The sequence below is a fragment of the Pseudoalteromonas sp. PAST1 genome, from assembly GCF_021532515.1.
Classification (GTDB): domain Bacteria; phylum Pseudomonadota; class Gammaproteobacteria; order Enterobacterales; family Alteromonadaceae; genus Pseudoalteromonas; species Pseudoalteromonas simplex.
The window spans coordinates 1-18,059 of record NZ_JAKGBH010000071.1 but is presented as its reverse complement, the minus strand read 5'-3'; the positions used below and the strand labels follow the sequence as shown (position 1 = coordinate 18,059).

Below are 18,059 nucleotides of genomic sequence, written 5' to 3'. Positions count from 1 at the left end.
ATCAACTGCTTGTAACTCATGGTAAATGCTTCTGTTTGTTTGGCGACGATAGAGTACCACCAACAGGCAGTTGATCTCTTCTCACCGTTTAACCATGAGTGGTGCACTTATTATCTGAATTCGGGCAACATGTATTGCCTAAAGGGTTTATGCGCATTCGCCACTACGGTTTTTTAGCTAATGCGTGTCGCAAGCGAAAGTTAGCGTTAATAAAGGCTCAATCAACACACAAATGCAAACTAGTGCAGGCAAAGCCAGAAACAGAATCATTGGTACCGCATTGGTTTTGTCAGTCATGCAAGGTGGGTATTTTACGATTTATTGGTGTGATGAATTCAGATACGCCAACAAATGAAATAGTGCGAACGAGTTAGCAGCCTTGCTTGCTGCTTAAAATCAATGAGTTAACCTGCTTAATTGCTCAGGCTAACGACCTCTGTGTGCGTAAAAATATAATTGCTTCTTAAGGCAAATTTAGGTGTAATGGAAGCATAATAAACGCTGAGTAAAGCAGGGATAGCTTAGATGCGATAGGCTCGCCAGTAACGTTGGCTTGATATCGCTTAGGCCAGAAAAAGCAAATTCCCATAGCATAAACAACACCAACTCTGACACACCGAGCAGGTAGCGGCTCAGTCCAACAAGCGATTATGCAACACAAACTGCGTGTCGCATAAATACTAAAATGTTATGTGACTCAAGGATGACGAAGAATGCATTTGCCTTTAAAAGATTTGGAAAAGGAACATTCAATACCGGAAGTATGGAAAGACTCCATTTGCAAAGTGGTTATTCAATTAACCAAAGATAATTTCGAACTCCACAATGTCTCGGAATACATCACTCTTCAATCTAGTGATTTGGCCGAGTTTAATAGAGAAAATGTTCTTGAATATGGTTGTTGTCTAAAGGCGTTATCTACTGAATGTTGGGAACGTTCATGCTATCAATGGCAAGGTGATTATTGGGATTTAATCATCGATTTATGTACTGTAGAAGAAGGCGTTAGTGATCTCGTTCTGAAAGGTCGAATTTATCCCATAGTTTCAGGCTACAAATATGAGTTTGGCATGGTATATGTTCCGTAGTTTTATTAGGCCGTCACATAACAAACGCATTAACACTCGCTTTGCTCGCTAGGGACAAATACACGTAGGCTCCCCTCGCGTTGCTCGGTAGTTTAGCCTACGTATATTTGCCCGTTATGCGGGCGTTACTGATTAAATACTCTAACGTGTTTTTGTCCAGAAGAGAGTTACAAGAGTATGATACTTTAATATTCAGTTGTAGCTTGATTTGGACTTGATAGTAGCTTTTAGTATGAATCTTTATTCCTCTCCTACACTAACTCGCACTGGTTAGCTGAAGCCATAGTCATGAACTCATCAACTATCGTGCTTAGCTGGGGAAACCTAGTTTTGACCTCGTATAAGTACATCAAAAGCTTTTGATTGTTGGTTTCGCAATTCAGATAAAAAGGTATGGTTATTAAGTAGTCAGCAAGTGCTGGTGGTATGATTTCAACATGATCGGCATTGTTACGAAGCTCGAAAAACTCTAAGTCACTAACAGCAGAAATGTTAAGCTCATCTAGTTCATCACTTTTGCTCTTAACATACTCAATATCTGCCTTCATTGCCCAAAAAGGTACCCAAGCTGAGTTGCTGAAGTTATTTATAAGTTTTTTATAATCACATTTTTCAGTCAGGCTACAATCTAAGAATTCTACATTAGCTTCGTTGATGTCATAATGTAATGATTTTAGAGACTCAAAACTGTCTTTTATGACACCAGTCTCTTCAGTAGAGGCAAACTTTATACGATGAAGCCAATATAAAACTAAACCATCAGCATGCTCGCTGCTTAAACTTTTAAGGTTTATTCCAGCATAACTCTCAACAGGAATAAATCGGCCGTTCCAAGTAACCGGTTCAGAGAACAGAAATGTACCTTGGTTAAGCTTGTCACTAAAGTGATCGATAATAGTTGAGTAGTCAAAAGTTGACTCTACACTAGAGTTGTCAGCGGGATGACGTATTTGCAAATAAACTATTGATAAAATAGAGCAAAGTAAAATGACAATGATAAACCACTTTGAGTTTTGATGTTTTGAGTATTTATTCAGGTTTGTAAACATAACAGCCTCCATATATATGCTTAATAATGTACAGGTATACGCAACATATAGAGGCAAAAAAAGCCTAATATTTTTAAAAAATTACTTTTTATCTAAACTCACCGAGAAAACCCCGTGATCAGAACAAAGTGATGTCGCGGGGATGAATAGGTGTCACCCCTGCTCTTGGATATATTTTCGTATAGTCTCTGCGCTTGCATTCCCTACAGAACACACAAAGTACCCATCTGACCAAAATGTTTTCTCTTTCCAAAATTGGTTTTTCAGATAAGGAAATGATTTCCAGATTTTAGCGGTTGTGGCTTGCTTAATCCTCCTTGCGTGCTGGCCTACTGAATATCGAGTGCCGATTGTAATCAGCATATGAATGTGATCTTTGTCTATCTCAACCTCTTCGATCCTAAAGTCAGATGATAGAGAAACATCGAAAACCGTTTTCTTTACAAACTCACCCAGCCTTCCGTTTAGCAGGGGTTTTCTGTACTTAACCTCCAAAATTAAATGAAGCGCAATTAGATATTTGTAGTGAGATTTAGTTTCATAATCCATCTTGACAACTAGGCCTTATACAGTAGTCTATACAGTATATGAAAAAGACGCTCAGATACAACTACAGGCTAAACCCTAGGCCAGAACAAGAAGTTAAGCTCATTGAGTTTGGTGCGACAGCGCGTGGCATTTGGAATCTGTTGTTGTCTGAAAATATGCGTCGATATGAATACGATAAAACATTCCTGTTTTACAAAGATATGGCTTCTCTCCTCAAGGAAATTAAGCCATTCGAGGAATTTAGCTGGATTAAAGCCTTTGATTCTGCTGCTCAGCAGGTTGCTCGCGACTTGGAAACAGCGATGAAGAATGCATTTTCTAAAGGTCGTTTGCAGCATTTTCCAAAGCACAAAGTTTCCTACAAAAGGAAGCGGCTTCACAATGATAGCTTCCGAGCGGTCAATAATTCCAACTGTATTCGAATTGAAAATGACGCTATAAGCATCCCAAAGGTCGGCAAAGTGCCAATCGTTTTGCATCGTGGGCTTGCGAGCAAAATTAAGACCGTAACTATTCAATATCGTCACGGAAAGTGGGGATGCAGCATCACACAGGAAGTAGAGTGTAAAACGGCTAAACAGGTTTTGGAAAAGATCACTGGTTTTGATATCAACTCAAAGCAAACGGTTGTTGGTTCGAACGGATTTGTGGCCGATAATCCGAAGTTTTTAAAACAGTCAAAAGAGAAGCTAAATCAATTGCAACGCCAGCTTGCGCGTCGAACCAAAGGCTCAAATCGTTGGCACAAAACTAAACAACGCATCAATAAGCTACACGGTAAAATCTCAAGGCAAAGGCTCGACTTTGCGCACAAAATTTCACGACAGATAATCAATGAAACTGATATAGCGTGTTTTGAAAATTGGGTAAGCGGATTAAATGGTTGATCTTACCTTTGCATGAGAGTGAGACAGACCGGCATCTCATCGGATTATCTGGTTGATGCTTCACCTACTGCTGGTGCATGTTTCCTTCGCTAATTCCAGCAAGAACCCCACACGCCTCAACTTCCCGGTCATCGTTGCAACTCGCTCTCAGTGAAACGAGTTGTTTCTCAAGCGCTTGCAGAGCGGTTATCTGCGACCGCACATGAGAGATGTGATCATCGAGCAAGGCGTTGACGGCGGTACAAGGCTGATGAGGGTCGTCCTGATAGCTCTGTAGTTCGTGAATCTCAGCCAGTGACAGGCCCAGGATTCTGCAGCGACGGATGAAGGCCAGCCCCTCACCATGCTTCTCGGTATAGACACGGTAACCGTTGTCCTGCCGATCAGGCGGCGGCAACAAGCCCTGCTGTTCATAGAAGCGGATCGTCTGTGTTTCGACCCCTACCAACTGCGCCAACTGACCAATGCGCATCAGCCTCCTCCCCAACGGATTATTTACTCTATTGACCTTATAGTAGCTTTATAGTTTAAAATGGTACCACAACATTGTTCAAGTGGAGTCGTATCATGAGCAAATCCTGTGGTGGCGCCTGTGGCGCTGATGCAACGTCCGCAGCGGATACCGATATACAGGCCTCCTCCGAGGCGCCAGGGAGATGGGTCAGTGTTTATGCCGTGCCGAAGATGGACTGTCCATCAGAAGAACGAATGATTCGCCTAGCCCTGAACGGCTTTGAGGAGATTCGGGCGCTGTCCTTCGACTTGTCGAACCGCCGGCTGAAGGTCGTGCATGACGGCGAGGTCGAGCCCGTCACCTCGAAACTGAAGACCTTGGGGCTAGGCGCCTCGCTTCAGGAAACCGTCGCTGCAAATCCGGAGACCATCAAGGCCGCCGAGTTTTCGGCAGCTTCTGCTAAGCAAGAATCCGGGACCCTGCGCTGGTTGCTCGGCATCAATGCACTTCTGTTCGTGGTGGAAATGACTGCCGGTCTGATCGCCCGGTCCACCGGCCTGATTGGAGAATCCCTGGACAATTTTGCCGATGCGGCGGTGTACGGGCTTGCCCTTTATGCGGTTGGACATAGCGTGAAAATGCAGGTACGTGCCGCGCATCTTGCTGGTGTACTGCAACTGATCTTGGCTGTGGGCGTACTCATAGAGGTGGTGAGACGCTTTGTATTCGGTAGTGAGCCTGAATCGCTGGTGATGATGGCTATCGCATTCGTCGCATTGATTGCCAATACCAGTTGTCTGCTGCTCATATCCAAACATCGGGAGGGCGGGGCGCACATGAAGGCAAGCTGGATATTCTCGGCCAACGACGTGGTGATCAACCTGGGGGTCATCACCGCCGGCGCTCTGGTCGCGTGGACCGGGTCCAATTATCCGGATCTGATTATCGGCACCATCGCGGGGGTAATTGTACTTAACGGTGCTAGACGCATTCTGGCGCTCAAGGATTAAGCAATGTCCATTTTTGGCAAACATCTGTCACCGTACGCTCTGTTGTCCATCTCCGGCCTGCTGGCAGCGTCTGATCAGGCCGTAAAATGGCTGGTGCAACAATCAATGGCATATGGCGAGTCTATTTCAGTGACCTCATTCTTTAACTGGGTACACGTATGGAATACCGGTGCCGCATTCAGTCTTTTTGCGAATGGTGGAGGCTGGCAGCGCTACTTTTTTATCGGAATCGCGGTAGTGGTCTCGATTTTTCTGATCAAGCTGATCCTTGAAAATCGTCATAAAGGAGAAGCCATCGCTTACAGTCTTATCCTCGGTGGCGCCATGGGCAACCTGATTGACCGGGTCTTTCGCGGCTATGTTGTGGATTCCTTTGATTTCTATTGGCGAGACTGGCATTGGCCGGCCTTCAACCTGGCTGATATTGCAATTGTCCTCGGTGCCTTACTTTTAGTTTCCAGCAGCTTGTTGGGTAAAAAAGCAAACACCAATGCCGAGTCGGATGGATCTGACTGACACCTACGCCTATACAACACCATGACCGAACTTCCCGACAACATCCTTCACCTGCCGCAATACCAAGTACTGGGCTGCAAATCAACCGACGACGAAATGCACTTCCAGGTGGACGTGCCCGATCCCATCGCCTGCGAGGAATGCGGCGTGCAGGGTGAGTTCGTACGGTTCGGCAAGCGTGACGTTCCCTATCGTGATCTGCCCATCCACGGCAAGCGGGTCACTCTCTGGGTGGTCCGCCGCCGATACACCTGCCGGGCCTGCAAGACAACATTCAGGCCCCAGCTACCGGAGATGGTGGACGGATTCCGTATGACACTGCGGCTGCATGAGTACGTGGAGAAGGAATCCTTCAACCACCCCTACACCTTTGTGGCGGCACAGACCGGCCTGGACGAGAAGACGGTGCGCGACATCTTCAACGCCCGCGCCGAGTTCCTGGGGCACTGGCACCGCTTCGAGACGCCCCGCATCCTGGGCATTGACGAGCTATACCTGAACAAGCGCTACCGCTGCATTCTGACCAACATTGAGGAGCGAACCCTGCTCGACCTGCTGGCCACCCGCCGCCAGGACGTGGTGACCAACTACCTGATGAAGCTGAAAGACCGGCAGAAGGTCGAGATCGTCAGCATGGACATGTGGAACCCCTACCGGGCAGCGGTCAAGGCTGTGCTGCCCCAGGCCCGTATCGTGGTCGATAAGTTCCATGTGGTGCGCATGGCCAACGATGCCCTAGAGAGAGTGCGCAAGGGCCTCAGAAAGGAGCTGAAACCGTCCCAGAGTCGGACTCAAGGGAGACCGGAAAATCCTGCTGAAACGCGCTCACGAAGTCTCAGACCGGGAGCGCCTCATCATGGAGACCTGGACAGGCGCGTTCCCGCAACTGCTGGCCGCCTACGAGCACAAGGAGCGCTTCTACGGCATCTGGGACGCCACCACACGGCTCCAGGCAGAAGCCGCCCTGGACGAGTGGATAGCCACCATCCCGAAGGGCCAAAAGGAAGTCTGGAGCGATCTGGTCAGGGCAGTGGGAAACTGGCGCGAAGAGACCATGACCTACTTCGAGACGGACATGCCCGTCACCAACGCTTACACGGAGTCCATCAACCGACTGGCCAAGGACAAGAACCGTGAAGGGCGCGGTTACTCCTTCGAGGTGATGCGGGCACGAATGCTCTACACCACGAAGTACAAGAAGAAGGCACCGACTGCGAAGGTCTCTCCTTTCTACAAGAAAACCATCGGTTACAGACTGCCGGACTTCGCAGAGGAACTCAACTACGGAGTCGATCTATCAACCATCTGAGGGTGGTATCAGATTGATGGGGTGAAGGTGCCCCATCAACCATTAAATCCGTATACCCTGAAAATTTAAACGTAAAAGCGATGCAAAAGTTCAATGGCAGCATGGTTGCCGATAACGTAATGGGGCTGATAACTCAGCTTTCAAAATACAAAGCTGAGTTAGAGGGTAAGTTGTATCACGAAATTGGTCGATTTGAGAAGTCCACAGGGATCTGCTCAGAGTGCGGCCAAAACCATGTTTTAACATTGAACGATAGGTATTTCACTTGTGTAGCTTGCGGAACGCATCAAAACCGTGATCTATCGTCGGCTAAGAGCATAGAAAAGACAGGTGAATTAGATTTAATTGCGGCTGGCATCGTCGCAAGGGTAGCACCCGTATCTCAGGAGAAACAATCCGTTAAAACGAAAGTCTTCGAATTATCGAAGTTGGATTTTGGATCTGAGAAAAAAGAAGCAGCCTAGCCGTTAAGCTAGACTGTAGAAGCCCAGTGATCAGAGCGAAGCGATGTCGCTGGGTAGTTCACTTTGAGGTTGCTCAGCTTTTCGTAGCTCTACCTCTTTTTTGATCTCAAGCTCTTTAAGCTCAACATCACGCTGGTGAGTGGCTTGAATTGCTTTTTGTTCATCGCTCTTTCTATTCTGCAGTCGCTTTTCAAGTTCATCGAATGCAACAGACATTTTCTCTTCTACTGTTTTAGCACGCAAAGACTGTATTGCTCGGTTATATTCTTCATAAGGCATTTTTACAAGAACATATGCATTTGCTACTCCATCAACATTATACAATTCACGCTTTACTCTCTGCGCACCGGCAACACTAACTTCTTCGACAATTGAATCAATAAGCATATTAATTTGAGTCTCAAGGTTTGAATCTAGAGTCTGGTTTTCATATGAACGCTCTTGGCCAGAGATAAGCTGTTTAAAGCTCTTTGCTACATCAAATTTAGCTCTGAGCTCGGCTGCTTTTAATGCAAAAGGAGGTTTGTTTGATGAACCGAATCCAACGCCAAATACACCTGTTGAGTCAGATTGTGGTACATCTAAGTACCAATCTGGAATACTATTAATGAGTTGGTCCATTTTCTCGGTTTTTTTATCAACTTGCTTTTGGTGAGCAACTTCTATCTGTTCAATTTTTTCATGAATACCGTTACTAGAACATGCTGAAACTGTTAGTACAGTGATCGCGATTAATAGGTGACGTTTTAAAGTTTTCATGCATTTCTCCAAATTTGAATTTCAAAAGTAACGATACAGGATGTTTAAAAACGCGCATTTTTGAAAAAATTTAAATTTGATAAATCAGCAGGACAGCATTTAAGATTCGTATAACCCCCAAATTTGAGAGGGTTAATGAAGAAACTAAAGGATTTTTGCATGAACAAATTCGCCATATTGTTTGGGTTGTCATTTATTTTGCCCAGTAAAGTAATCGCTGTAACTGGTGGAGGAGATCAAGGCGGCCCAGCATATGAAAGTTGGCAAGGGTTGATTATTAAAGATGAAAATCGTTGCTCTGCGTATGATAAAAAGGCGGATTATGAGTATGACCAGAATGTAGAAGATGCCATTGTTGCAAGTATGAATGGGCAAGTTTATGGACCATATACAGGTAGCTATTTTGAATCAGATTCCGAAACCGATATAGAACACATTGTTGCCACTTCTGAGGCTCATGACTCAGGCTTGTGCTCAGCTCCTGTCAGTATAAGAAAAGCCTTCGCCTCTGACTTACTGAATTTAACGCTTGCTTCACCTAAAGTTAATCGATGTAGTAAAACAGGTAAGTGCGGCTTTGATGCCGGTGAGTGGTTGCCAGAAAAAAATAAATGCTGGTTCGTAAATCGCATTGTTCAAGTTAAGCAAAAATATAAATTGAGTATAGATTTAAATGAATATCACGCATTAAGCTCTGTACTGATGAACTGTACTAGTACGGATATGGTATACCACAGCAAAGTTAAATCTTTGCAGCCTACTACTTATGATACGTCCTATCCAACTGGTGCCTTGTCAATTTATGATGATAACCAAAATGGTAAAATTAGCTGCAAAGAAGCAAGAAACCATAAAATAACGCCTGTCTATAGTGGTCACCCAGCCTATCCGTATATGAATGATCGCGATGGCGATGGAGTTGTTTGTAGATGATATTGTAGTCTAAGAAAGGCGGTATATTTTTTCAAAACACACTTGTACAGCCCTTCTTAACTAAAAGCGCGATAGAAAGAATAAATACGAGGGATAGATGATATTAGAATTTTAAAAACTCATAATGTTTAAAATTTTAAAAATTGATCGTAGAATTGAAAGATATGTGTCAGACACGTTAAACAAATGTCCCAAGATAAATACGTATCAATTACAGAAGCAGCAAGATATGCTCGAGAGAAAAAGTTATCTTCAATTAAAGAGTGGCTTGAGGCCAGTGAAGGTGATGAATTTCCAGAGTCTATGCCTAAGCGCCCACCTAATGTATATGGCTGTAAATGGTCAGAAGTTTTAGCTCCAAAAAATTCACCTGGTTGTGGTCGGTTCGTTGAGTTTCATGAAGCTTGTCGAATAGCTCGTACACTGGGTGTTGAGACGATGACACAATTTAGGGAGCTGAGTAAAGAGGGGGGTAGGCCTGCTAATATACCATCAAATCCAAACCTTCATTACAAAAGTGAATGGAAAGGTTGGGTTCATTTCTTAACTGGAAAAACTGAGTAAAGATTTCAGCTATTATTAATCTTCAATCTTTTTTGAAAACTGTATTAGCATTGTGACAGCCGAAAGCATTATATGCTTAGCATTACATCCCCTCAAAAATAATTACTACCGAAAAGACAGTGTAACTGCGAAAGGATAAATGCTCCTTAACCTTTAATGGCTATTCTGTCTCTTAAGTTACCCTTTCACTTAACAACGTTTATATATTGGTGGCACTTTTTATAAAAATCACTTTTTTTTAGGTAAATTTCATTTTCCAAGCTGCTTTAATTAATAAATTAACTTCAGTGGAGATCAAAATGATTTTGCATAGGTTTTTACTATTTCTATTTGTTTTTTCCCCCTTTGCAGCGTTATCAGGACAAGAGGTGACTGTTAATACAGTAAATACACTCTCATCTAATCAACTATTAAAAAGCAGATTTAATGAACCACTCTCTATTATTCGTATACCACCCCTTTATACGGCTGAAGGTAACGTAGCTTATGGAGAGCAAGAAGTAAGCTTTAAGCTCCATGATACTGCCCCAAATGCTGTGATTGTGAATGAGCAAAAAGTAGTTAAGGGGCAGACTATAGACTTTTTGAAAGAGGTTAATGCCGATGGGGGTTTGGATATACCAATATACCCAGCTGCCACCGGTTATACTGGTGAAGCGCATTACACTATAACAGTAAGTGTAAAAGGAGCTAGCTGCCCTGAAGATTATTTATTTTCCGATGGTATGTGCTCAAAAACGCTTATAATTGATGCTACAAACATCTGTCCTACTGGTTATGACTATTTGAAGACAGAAGATAAATGTGTCAAAGAGCTTAATGAACCGGCATTAGTTACTTGCTCAGAAGGTTCTGAGAATTTAGATGGCGTTTGCATTACATCAACTGTTACAAATCCAATCGTATCTTGCCCTGGTGTATGGTCTGAAAAGTACAAGGTGTGCTTTTCAAAGGTGCAGGATTACCCTGGGGAGGCTTATTGTGCTCATGATGAACGAGTGTATCTAATCGAAGATACAGAGAATAAAAAGCCTAACCATGAAAGCATATGTGTTTCTCATGGCCTGCTTGATACTAATGATGCCGAGTATGAACCTTGCACAGCAGGATATACCTTACATAAGTGGGGGGAAGGTGAGTGCACTGACTCAAGAGCTTACTCTGTTGATGTGGAAACCGCGAAACCTTCGGTTGATTGGTGTGATGGAGATGGGCTTGAGTATTATGATAATCAGAATTATCTATGCATTTTTAAGAACCCATATATGTATAAAGCTAATGTCCGTTATGAGTGTGTGGTGGGCGAATACATTGATGGAAATTGCGTTAACCCTTCAAACTACCAAGAACCCAGCTATATGTGTGAGCATGGTGGAGCATATCAGGAAATTAGCTGGGATCTTGATGGAAACCCCCAGTTAAATGTGTGTGTAAATAGAGAGCAGATAGATGGAGACTCAATATACTCATGCCCTGAAAATGCGGAGCTGAACGGAAATAAATGTATTGCCATTACTGAGTCTGAACCAGCCTATAGTTGCCCTGATGATTATGTTTTTTTAGATCAATCTTGCAAGTTGACTCAGACCGCTCATAGCCAAAAAGCTTGTCCAACTGGATGGCAGTTGCATGGTGATAGCTGCATGACTGTAGAGAATCTTTCGCGCCTTAACTTTTTATGTGGGTCCGAGAACCCGCAAATCTTATATTCAGTTATAAAAATTCACTAAAGTTTCCCTGAATTATCTGTCAAAAATAGTTTTTTTTCAGGCATTTCTAAAATCCATTTCAAGTAAATTAATAAGCTCAACTTAATAGATTTTCAAATTTGGACCAAATTCAAAAAGGAATTCTATTTAGAATAACAACTTACTTTGGGTTCTAAAATGCTATTTCGTAAACTATTACTACTGGCCTTGGTATATATATCTTTCAGCACTAAAGCTGAAACCACAGTAAATGTTGAACCTGTAAACACCCTGTCTTCTAAAAGCTTACTAAGTAGTAAAGCTGATGAGCCGTTTACAATAATAAAGGTACCAACATTGTACACCTTGGACGGAAATAAGGCTTTTGGTGAACAGCAGATCACATTTAAGTTACATAGTGACGCACCAAGCTCTGTTGTTGTAAATGGAATTACTGTAACAAAAGGGCAAACTGTTCAATTTGACAAGGCTATTAACTCAGCTGGCGGACTAGATATTCCAATTTACCCAGGGGTAGTTGGATCATCAGGAGCTGCAAATTATACCATCACTCTAAGTGTCAAAGGGGCAACATGTCCTGAAGGTTACATTTTATCTGGCGGAATGTGTTACAGAACAACGACTCAACCAGCAATTAAAGTATGTCCATCAGGTTATTTGTACAGTCTCAGTTCGGGAGATTGTTCTAAAACATATACAGTAGACGCCACTAAGAATTGCCCTGCAGGTACGACGTATTCAAATGGTGTATGTATGGGTTCATCGAGCTCGCCTGCTAGCTCATCTTGCCCCGCTGGATATACGCGCTCAGGAAGTAGTTGTTATAAAGACACTCAAATTGATGCAACTAAAAATTGCCCAGTTGGTACCACGTACTCAAATGGTTTATGTCTAGGTTCATCGAGCTCGCCTGCAAGTTCATCATGCCCTGCTGGATATACGCGTTCCGGTAATAGTTGTTATAAAGATGTTCAAATTGATGCATCTAAGAGTTGCCCTTCTGGATATTCGAATACTGGTTCTGGTTGTGTGAAAAATGAATATGGTACTCCAGCGTACTCGTGTCCATCAGGTTATACATTAAATGGAACTAAGTGTGAAAGAAAAGAATATGCCTTCAAAGTATACGTATGTCCGGCAGGTCAGACTGCTTCACCGGATGTAACGTCATACCCAATGAAATATTATTGTTACTCCAACGGTGTCAGCATGGGTGAAACAACAACTAAAAGTTGCCCTGCAGGATATGTAAGCGACACAAGTCGATATCCATTCGAATGTTCGGCTACTGCATCAGTGGCATCAGTTGCCTCTTGTCCAAGTGGATATACTTCTAGTGGCTCTAACTGTGTTAAATCAACAACAGTTTCATATAATTACTCTTGTCCATCACAATACAGTTTATCAGGGTCGAAGTGTAACAAGAGAGATAATGCGAATTTAGTTTACTCATGTCCGGCTGATGGTAAATTAAATGGTACTAGCTGTGTTAGCTCCACATCTACAGCTGTGACTTACTCTTGCCCGTCACAATATAGTTTGTCAGGGTCGAAATGTAATAAGAGAGAGAATGCGAGTTTAGTTTACTCATGTCCGGCTGGTGGCTCACTAAGTGGCACTAGCTGCGTTAGCTCCACATCTACCGCTGTAACTTACTCTTGCCCAACAGATTATATTTTATCAGGGGAGCAGTGTAGTAAAACTGAAGAAGTTCCAAGTACCAATACTTGCCCTACAGGTTGGAGCCTAGAAGGGGAGGAGTGCACCAAAACCGAATCAGTTGCACCATAACGCTTTTCGCCAAGTCCAATTTTAAAAATTGGACTTGGTTTTAAAACACTTCAACCTGAAACATTTTAAAAAATAGATTAAATTTAAAATTTACTCTTTTTTCCCGCCTTTTAATTAGAAACAAGCTGTAAATTATAAGTAGTTATTCGACCTTGGTATTTTACATATGTCATTGAAAGATATTAAAAATCAAATTCAAAAGGCTTTAAATGTATTTTTAATGCCTTATCCAGAGCTAATTAAAAATGGGGTTGGGACCACTAAACAAGAAATGAATGACATTGGTTTTGCTATTTTCTCGGAGCTGAAGTCTGCAATGGATATCATTTCTGAATTAGGAAAAACACCAATCGTAGAGCCCATGAATTTAAACCAATTCACAATTCCTGCAGATGTATTTTTAAAAAATGAAGATGTAAGAAACGCAATTCTAAAAAACAATCCTGATTTCACTTTAGAATCTTTAGCTGAAATGAACGGCCTATTTATAAACCCAAAAACAGGTGATGTGTTTAAGAAACATGCTCAGCTAAGGATTTAATATGGAACTAAATTTGTCAAAAGGTTTTGCTGAAGCAGAGAAAAATTTAAAGTCTGCTCAATCATTATTGCTTGCTAAGTATGATGTCTCTTGGATATCCAACCCGGAAAAAATAGATTTAGATCGAATAACGTTAATAGATAAAGAAACTTTAACCGAAATTAATGACGCACTTGAAATGATCGCTCAAGCCAAAGATGCTCATGAATTAGAGAGGGTATTATGAAAACTCAGTTCTTAACTTGGTTTTTAATTGGAGTAATTATATTTTTTTTGGACTTCATGAAATTTGATACAGAAAATATAAAATGGCTGTTAGCTGTAGTGGTTGGTGAATTTATAATTGCCTTTATTTTCTTATCAAGTAAAGTTGGTGGTTTTAAGTAATTACTAACAATTCAATTGCTTAAGTCCGATACTGGTTAGTATCGGACTAATCTCCCGATTCGAAAGTTAATATGCTCTTACTAATAACTCTCATTTAGGAACTAAAACATCCCCTTATACCTAGATAAATCTTTTTAATTAATAGAGTCTAATTTCCCAAGATTCTATTTTACAGTTGATTTAACATAACATGTTAATTGCATAAATGGGCATTTACACAAGTTTATTTTGGATGTATAAATGTACAGTGCTTATGGTTTCGTATGAATTTAAATTATGAACAGCAGATTGGAAAAGATTATCGATTTAAAACAGCCTCAATTACCGGCTACCAAGATTAAACAAAAATTAAATGAGATTTATGTAAACCCTAAATGTCCGATATTCAATTATGTTAACTCTTTGGCGGCGGATACATCCAAAGAGACCGTCACTCGATGTTTGCAAGCAATTGCAAAACATACCGGCTACCCAGATTTTTATGAAATTAATTGGGCAGAAATTACTTCAACTGATTTGAATAGCCTTATCCATAACCTAAAAGCCAAGGAGCTATCTCCAAAAACGATTTCATTATATGTTTCCGTTGTAAAGGGTGTATGTGAGCATGCCTATTTGTTAGGACAGATTTCTAGATTGCAGCTAGATGGTATTCTAAAAGTGAAAGGAGAAACCGGCTCTAGAATTAAAAAACATCAGGTAATTTCTCGTTCTAGTTTCCAAGTGCTTTTGGAGAGAATAGCAAGCTCAAACCCAACTAATAGAAATAAAATGCTTAGAGATTTGGCGCTTTTTCATATTTTAATTGGTACCGGGTTAAGAAGAAGTGAGTTGGCCACAATAGAGATTTCATCATTAGTCTTAGAGCTTAGTAGCGAAGATAGAGTCACAATAAACACTCAGTATTTGAAGATTATTGGTAAAGGTAATAAGGAAAGATATGTTGCGATCCACCCTATTACAAAACTTGCTTTGGAAGACTGGTTGAATGTTCGAGGCATAATGCCTGGCCCGTTATTTGTCAAAGTATCACATAGTGGAAATATTGATGTTGAAAATAGTAAGCCTTTATCTGGCAGCGCTATTTATGAGCTTTGTAAAATATATAACACAGTTGCTCCCCATTCTCTAAGACGATCATACGCGACCTGGCTGGATGAAAAAGGCGTAAAGATAAGCAGAATTAGTAAACTGCTTGGTCATTCTAAAGAAGTTACAACTGCAATGTATATTGTAGATGAAGATTCAAAGGCATTTGAGGATGTGTTGAATAATTTGTTTTGAGATCTAAAATTTTGTTTCTACTGCCGTTTATATCAAAAAACATTGATTTTTAAGGTTTTATCGATTTACAAAAAGTGACTGAAATCAACATAAATTTTTGTTCATTTTAAATTTATCTTTTTTTGTTAGAATATAGAGTAGTGAACTTACAAGAACAACTAAACATGGCTGATACATATTTTAAAAATCTAGATGATGACTCAAAGAAAAAATACGTCTCACAAGTTTTAGAGCGCTGCAAGCAAGTGTGGGGGGTTGATGAATTATATGAAATTGAAGATGAAAGTGGACGAAGAGCTTTAGGACATAATGCGAGCACTATGAAAATGTGGTTTAGCCGCCCTTCTATGCCATGGGATTTTATTTTAACTACAGCGATTAGAAGAAATGTAAGTCTAGACTACCTTCTTCTGAACATAAATGAAAACACAAATTTAGAAGATGTTAGACCTGAAGAACTTCTTGAAACTGTAAATAAAGTAGTTGCAAGTTCGTTAGAAGAAAGTGCTGATTACGGAATTATTGACCCTACTTTTGTTCCAACAATTACTAAGAAGATTAAAACGTCATTAGAAGGTGCTTTAACAATTAAAGCCAAACCCTCCAAATCAGCCTAGCAAAGTAAAATTAGCAAGAAAATGGCCAGAAAGACCTTGGCCATTTTTAATCCGACAGGCGTAAAAGCAATTTTTCCGTAAAAAGAAGTTTTACTTTAGTAATAAAAGTTGGTGCTAGAAATGCACTAAGTAATATCAAGTCGTTTATATTTACAGTAATAGAGTAAAAAAAGCCTAAATAAGGGTTAAGGGAATTTTGCGTAATATAATTTAACATCAAAATTAGGTGCAAGACTGAATTTATCAAAAAGATACACATTGTGATTACTGAAGCATCTGAGTATCCTTTACCCTTTCTTATAAAAGGAAATAATAAGGCAATGATAAGCGCTGTAATGCTATCAAAAAGAGAGAACATCAAATACATATTGACTACACCATCTATAAAACTACCCGCTTCTCTTAAGTACTCTAGAGCCATTAAATAATCAGTTGATAAATAGGATATTGTAACGAATGTTACTAAACACATGTGTGAGAATGATGTTTTTTTAAAGTAGGCTTTAATGATAGTTAGGCAGAAAACCACAAAAAGTAAGCCTGAAAAGCTCATCAAGTATTTAAAAAAGAAGTCACTAGCTCCTGCAGTAAATAACTTGTTATAAGAAACTACAAATGCATTTATATGTTCCATATTAAGCTCTGCGTTTGTAGCTGGCTAAATTAACAACATTTTTAAGCTCTATCTTGGATGCATAGGCAGGGGTAATACTACTCTTTTGAGGAAAGCCTTCTATTCCAGCAAGTTCAGCTTTAATTTCTTGAATTCTACGGAAGGCAGCAGAACGCTCATCATTAACTGGCAGCCCTTTCATGTAGATCTCCAGTTGAATTGACTCTTGAACCAACTTTCTGACGCGCTGCGCTATTGCAAGAGAACGAATAAATTCACGCTTTAAGAATACAGATAAAGAAATCACCCAAAATATGAAGCAAAATAATAAGCTCATTAAGGCTATAGGTGAGGCTCCCATACAAACATCCAACTCTAACTACTACATCGAATTTAATAATAATGTACTGAGAGTTTACCAGCAATAGTCCTTTATTATTGCTTTTATGTGACCAACTGTCATCTTTTGCCTGCGTATTTGAGGAGAAGAATTTACATCTGTTTAGATGAAAAGGAGTCATAGTGTGGCGAAAATAGCACTAAAAACGGCATTAGCTTCATTAAAAAGAAACAAAGCCCAGTACGCGGGTTATTTTACATTTCACTTTGTATTTCATTATCTATTTTAAGTTGCAGCTTGAATTCATATTTTCGATACGGCATGAGTTTGCCACTTGAATTTTACACACCCTTAATCATTACTTTGATATTGCCTCTATTGAGCTCAAAGCAAGGAACTGTGCGTTTCGGCCCTGTAAAATTGTTTAATTCTGGAAAAGGGGTTTTGCGCCCATCCCCTCGAAATTAACCTTAGCTTGAATTTTCACGCTTAGAGTAACTTTTCGTACCATTGGACTTCACCCCTTGAGTAACACAGTTTGTATTATTTAGCCCATCCCCTCGAAATCGGCATTAGTATTCTTAAGTAATAATACACAGTGGTAAACTATCTTATGAAAAGTTTACCACTTTAGTCGCTTAAATCGGCTTTATGGTAATGTTAAGCAGTTGACTGGTAAACATTAACCTCATTGATTAAGGTATGCTGATTAAAAATAACAAGAAAGGCTTACCACTATTTCTTCATCAAACACCAAGCGTATACAAATTCTCAGCGAATCAGAAATCAACGAACTCTATGCCTTACCCAATTTTAACCGTAAAGATCGTGATGATTATTTTTCGTTAGATAGTGAAACTCAAAGGCTCGTCAACGAATTAAGACGTATTGAAACCAGAGTGTATTTTATCTTACTGCTTGGTTACTTTAGGTCACGGCCAATAGTATTTAATTTCTCATTTACTCAAGTCAGTAATGATTTAGATTATGTAAGATCCAAGTATTTCAGCGATAAAGATATGTCTCTTGAGGATTTATCACCAACAAGGCCTTGTTGATCAAATGCAGCTCTCTAACAAATTCACTTAACTTACTGATATTTAGGCAGACCAAGGGTGTTGATCTTATTTAGCGCCTTCACTTTGATCATCGCTTCAACCAGTTGGCGATTGTAATCACGCGCATTTAGCTTAGC

21 protein-coding genes and 2 pseudogenes are annotated in these 18,059 nt (G+C 40.7%); 17 read left to right on the top strand and 6 right to left on the bottom strand.

The features are described 5' to 3' along the window. Window positions 1-128: 128 nt before the first annotated feature. Window positions 129-374, top strand: a pseudogene (locus tag L1272_RS21290) (transposase); the annotation flags it as partial. A 339-nt stretch (window positions 375-713) separates the two neighbouring features. After that, window positions 714-1,088: a DUF7668 domain-containing protein gene (locus L1272_RS21285; RefSeq protein ID WP_058584486.1), complete on the top strand. Its 375-nt coding sequence runs from the start codon at window positions 714-716 to the stop codon at window positions 1,086-1,088. A 251-nt stretch (window positions 1,089-1,339) separates the two neighbouring features. Here L1272_RS21285 and L1272_RS21280 read toward each other — a convergent pair whose 3' ends face one another. Together L1272_RS21280 and tnpA are read right to left on the bottom strand one after the other, a co-directional pair. Then, window positions 1,340-2,137 carry a hypothetical protein gene (locus L1272_RS21280; protein WP_063529910.1) on the bottom strand — a complete coding sequence of 266 codons (798 nt, stop codon included), beginning with the start codon at window positions 2,135-2,137 and terminating at the stop codon, window positions 1,340-1,342. Between the two features lie 153 nt (window positions 2,138-2,290). Next, window positions 2,291-2,686 carry an IS200/IS605 family transposase gene (gene tnpA, locus L1272_RS21275; RefSeq protein WP_138558981.1) on the bottom strand — a complete coding sequence of 132 codons (396 nt, stop codon included), beginning with the start codon at window positions 2,684-2,686 and terminating at the stop codon, window positions 2,291-2,293. A 38-nt stretch (window positions 2,687-2,724) separates the two neighbouring features. Between tnpA and L1272_RS21270 the strand changes: the two genes are divergently transcribed. Continuing rightward, complete coding sequence (locus L1272_RS21270) at window positions 2,725-3,573, top strand: RNA-guided endonuclease InsQ/TnpB family protein (protein WP_235374234.1); 849 nt, start codon at window positions 2,725-2,727, stop codon at window positions 3,571-3,573. 64 nt (window positions 3,574-3,637) lie between these two features. Here L1272_RS21270 and cadR read toward each other — a convergent pair whose 3' ends face one another. After that, window positions 3,638-4,045: a Cd(II)/Pb(II)-responsive transcriptional regulator gene (gene cadR, locus L1272_RS21265; protein ID WP_004364961.1), complete on the bottom strand. Its 408-nt coding sequence runs from the start codon at window positions 4,043-4,045 to the stop codon at window positions 3,638-3,640. A gap of 95 nt (window positions 4,046-4,140) precedes the next feature. Between cadR and L1272_RS21260 the strand changes: the two genes are divergently transcribed. From L1272_RS21260 to L1272_RS21245, 4 genes and pseudogenes are all read left to right on the top strand, one after another. Further along, window positions 4,141-5,037, top strand: a complete 897-nt coding sequence (locus tag L1272_RS21260; RefSeq protein ID WP_063529117.1) for a cation transporter — start codon at window positions 4,141-4,143, stop codon at window positions 5,035-5,037. Window positions 5,038-5,040: 3 nt separating this feature from the next. After that, window positions 5,041-5,553 (top strand): signal peptidase II, encoded by a 513-nt coding sequence (gene lspA, locus L1272_RS21255; RefSeq protein WP_004813174.1) that lies wholly within the window; start codon window positions 5,041-5,043, stop codon window positions 5,551-5,553. A 21-nt stretch (window positions 5,554-5,574) separates the two neighbouring features. Further along, window positions 5,575-6,862 (top strand): annotated as a pseudogene (locus tag L1272_RS21250) (ISL3-like element ISPpu12 family transposase). 80 nt (window positions 6,863-6,942) lie between these two features. Further along, the gene (locus L1272_RS21245; RefSeq protein ID WP_063528624.1) at window positions 6,943-7,326 is read left to right on the top strand and encodes a zinc ribbon domain-containing protein; all 384 of its coding nucleotides are present in this window, start codon (window positions 6,943-6,945) and stop codon (window positions 7,324-7,326) included. Window positions 7,327-7,356: 30 nt separating this feature from the next. On the opposite strand, the gene L1272_RS21240 is transcribed toward L1272_RS21245, so the two are convergent. Beyond that, window positions 7,357-8,085, bottom strand: coding sequence for a hypothetical protein (locus L1272_RS21240; RefSeq protein WP_063529958.1), 729 nt, complete (start codon window positions 8,083-8,085; stop codon window positions 7,357-7,359). Between the two features lie 159 nt (window positions 8,086-8,244). On the opposite strand from L1272_RS21240, the gene L1272_RS21235 reads away from it, so the two are divergent. From L1272_RS21235 to L1272_RS21195, 9 genes are all read left to right on the top strand, one after another. Then, window positions 8,245-9,018 carry an excalibur calcium-binding domain-containing protein gene (locus L1272_RS21235; protein ID WP_063529957.1) on the top strand — a complete coding sequence of 258 codons (774 nt, stop codon included), beginning with the start codon at window positions 8,245-8,247 and terminating at the stop codon, window positions 9,016-9,018. A 186-nt stretch (window positions 9,019-9,204) separates the two neighbouring features. Beyond that, window positions 9,205-9,582, top strand: coding sequence for a hypothetical protein (locus L1272_RS21230; protein WP_055022345.1), 378 nt, complete (start codon window positions 9,205-9,207; stop codon window positions 9,580-9,582). 299 nt (window positions 9,583-9,881) lie between these two features. Continuing rightward, entirely contained in the window at window positions 9,882-11,312 is a 1,431-nt protein-coding gene (locus L1272_RS21225; protein WP_063529956.1) for a hypothetical protein, read from the top strand. Window positions 11,313-11,468: 156 nt separating this feature from the next. Beyond that, window positions 11,469-13,082, top strand: coding sequence for a hypothetical protein (locus L1272_RS21220; protein WP_199524870.1), 1,614 nt, complete (start codon window positions 11,469-11,471; stop codon window positions 13,080-13,082). A gap of 166 nt (window positions 13,083-13,248) precedes the next feature. Next, a complete protein-coding gene (locus L1272_RS21215) occupies window positions 13,249-13,623 on the top strand; it encodes a hypothetical protein (RefSeq protein ID WP_063530267.1) in 375 nt (124 codons plus the stop codon). Between the two features lies 1 nt (window position 13,624). Then, window positions 13,625-13,849 carry a hypothetical protein gene (locus L1272_RS21210; RefSeq protein ID WP_063530268.1) on the top strand — a complete coding sequence of 75 codons (225 nt, stop codon included), beginning with the start codon at window positions 13,625-13,627 and terminating at the stop codon, window positions 13,847-13,849. Further along, window positions 13,846-14,010, top strand: a complete 165-nt coding sequence (locus tag L1272_RS21205) for a hypothetical protein (RefSeq protein WP_171040484.1) — start codon at window positions 13,846-13,848, stop codon at window positions 14,008-14,010. Before L1272_RS21210 ends, L1272_RS21205 begins: the two co-directional genes overlap by 4 nt. 288 nt (window positions 14,011-14,298) lie before the next feature. Then, window positions 14,299-15,294 carry a tyrosine-type recombinase/integrase gene (locus tag L1272_RS21200; RefSeq protein ID WP_175083356.1) on the top strand — a complete coding sequence of 332 codons (996 nt, stop codon included), beginning with the start codon at window positions 14,299-14,301 and terminating at the stop codon, window positions 15,292-15,294. Window positions 15,295-15,458: 164 nt separating this feature from the next. Further along, window positions 15,459-15,911, top strand: a complete 453-nt coding sequence (locus L1272_RS21195; protein WP_055022342.1) for a hypothetical protein — start codon at window positions 15,459-15,461, stop codon at window positions 15,909-15,911. 46 nt (window positions 15,912-15,957) lie between these two features. On the opposite strand, the gene L1272_RS21190 is transcribed toward L1272_RS21195, so the two are convergent. Together L1272_RS21190 and L1272_RS21185 are read right to left on the bottom strand one after the other, a co-directional pair. Continuing rightward, window positions 15,958-16,545, bottom strand: coding sequence for a hypothetical protein (locus L1272_RS21190; RefSeq protein ID WP_055022341.1), 588 nt, complete (start codon window positions 16,543-16,545; stop codon window positions 15,958-15,960). Window position 16,546: 1 nt separating this feature from the next. After that, window positions 16,547-16,861 carry a hypothetical protein gene (locus L1272_RS21185; RefSeq protein WP_235374233.1) on the bottom strand — a complete coding sequence of 105 codons (315 nt, stop codon included), beginning with the start codon at window positions 16,859-16,861 and terminating at the stop codon, window positions 16,547-16,549. A 740-nt stretch (window positions 16,862-17,601) separates the two neighbouring features. Between L1272_RS21185 and L1272_RS23315 the strand changes: the two genes are divergently transcribed. After that, a complete protein-coding gene (locus L1272_RS23315; protein ID WP_366031342.1) occupies window positions 17,602-17,922 on the top strand; it encodes a DUF4158 domain-containing protein in 321 nt (106 codons plus the stop codon). Window positions 17,923-18,059: the final 137 nt, after the last annotated feature.

Coding starts and splice junctions, on each gene's coding strand:
- L1272_RS21285 (WP_058584486.1), top strand. CDS start 714: ATGCATTTGCCTTTAAAAGATTTGGAAAAGGAACATTCAATACCGGAA.
- L1272_RS21280 (WP_063529910.1), bottom strand. CDS start 2,137: ATGTTTACAAACCTGAATAAATACTCAAAACATCAAAACTCAAAGTGG.
- tnpA (WP_138558981.1), bottom strand. CDS start 2,686: ATGGATTATGAAACTAAATCTCACTACAAATATCTAATTGCGCTTCAT.
- L1272_RS21270 (WP_235374234.1), top strand. CDS start 2,725: ATGAAAAAGACGCTCAGATACAACTACAGGCTAAACCCTAGGCCAGAA.
- cadR (WP_004364961.1), bottom strand. CDS start 4,045: ATGCGCATTGGTCAGTTGGCGCAGTTGGTAGGGGTCGAAACACAGACG.
- L1272_RS21260 (WP_063529117.1), top strand. CDS start 4,141: ATGAGCAAATCCTGTGGTGGCGCCTGTGGCGCTGATGCAACGTCCGCA.
- lspA (WP_004813174.1), top strand. CDS start 5,041: ATGTCCATTTTTGGCAAACATCTGTCACCGTACGCTCTGTTGTCCATC.
- L1272_RS21245 (WP_063528624.1), top strand. CDS start 6,943: ATGCAAAAGTTCAATGGCAGCATGGTTGCCGATAACGTAATGGGGCTG.
- L1272_RS21240 (WP_063529958.1), bottom strand. CDS start 8,085: ATGAAAACTTTAAAACGTCACCTATTAATCGCGATCACTGTACTAACA.
- L1272_RS21235 (WP_063529957.1), top strand. CDS start 8,245: ATGAACAAATTCGCCATATTGTTTGGGTTGTCATTTATTTTGCCCAGT.
- L1272_RS21230 (WP_055022345.1), top strand. CDS start 9,205: ATGTCCCAAGATAAATACGTATCAATTACAGAAGCAGCAAGATATGCT.
- L1272_RS21225 (WP_063529956.1), top strand. CDS start 9,882: ATGATTTTGCATAGGTTTTTACTATTTCTATTTGTTTTTTCCCCCTTT.
- L1272_RS21220 (WP_199524870.1), top strand. CDS start 11,469: ATGCTATTTCGTAAACTATTACTACTGGCCTTGGTATATATATCTTTC.
- L1272_RS21215 (WP_063530267.1), top strand. CDS start 13,249: ATGTCATTGAAAGATATTAAAAATCAAATTCAAAAGGCTTTAAATGTA.
- L1272_RS21210 (WP_063530268.1), top strand. CDS start 13,625: ATGGAACTAAATTTGTCAAAAGGTTTTGCTGAAGCAGAGAAAAATTTA.
- L1272_RS21205 (WP_171040484.1), top strand. CDS start 13,846: ATGAAAACTCAGTTCTTAACTTGGTTTTTAATTGGAGTAATTATATTT.
- L1272_RS21195 (WP_055022342.1), top strand. CDS start 15,459: ATGGCTGATACATATTTTAAAAATCTAGATGATGACTCAAAGAAAAAA.
- L1272_RS21190 (WP_055022341.1), bottom strand. CDS start 16,545: ATGGAACATATAAATGCATTTGTAGTTTCTTATAACAAGTTATTTACT.
- L1272_RS21185 (WP_235374233.1), bottom strand. CDS start 16,861: ATGAGCTTATTATTTTGCTTCATATTTTGGGTGATTTCTTTATCTGTA.